Genomic DNA, 463 nt, shown 5'->3' with positions numbered 1-463 from the left:
ATATTAACTGCGGCGATTTTGTTTGCGGTAGGTTGTAGCAAAAAATCTCAAGAGATGGGAATGGGGAATTATGGGCGAGTACCGGCTGCGGGATTTGCCTATGCTGTAGAGTCTCAAAACATGGCAGATGAAGCGTCTCCAAAAATGGCAAGGTTCAAGAGAGACATTTTCTTTGAAACTCTGGTTTTCTTAAGTTTTTCTAAAATTAATTCAGTTTCCGGTTCCATTTTCCTTGACTCTAAAAATAGAGTATGGTACTGTATAGGAACAACTCTATATAGAGTAACTATGCAGATAGTGGATTTACATTTGATGATCAAAAACACGCAATGACTATAACTGAAACATTGCCCCAGGAGACATGGACTGATGAATATATTGCCGAACTATTATCTAAAGGCGTACAGATAAATCAAAATGGAACAAAAATAAAAGTACCTGCCAATTTAAGAGGTTCACACCC

General features: G+C 37.8%; 1 protein-coding gene. It reads left to right on the top strand.

All coding sequences use genetic code 11. The features are described 5' to 3' along the window. Window positions 1-333 (top strand): hypothetical protein (locus ACYVTD_RS16595; RefSeq protein ID WP_461248760.1); only part of this gene is annotated, 333 nt, incomplete at its 5' end. Between the last annotated feature and the right edge of the window lie 130 nt (window positions 334-463).

It is taken from the genome of Treponema sp. R6D11 (assembly GCF_054786075.1).
This window is presented reverse-complemented; position numbering and strand designations above follow the sequence as displayed.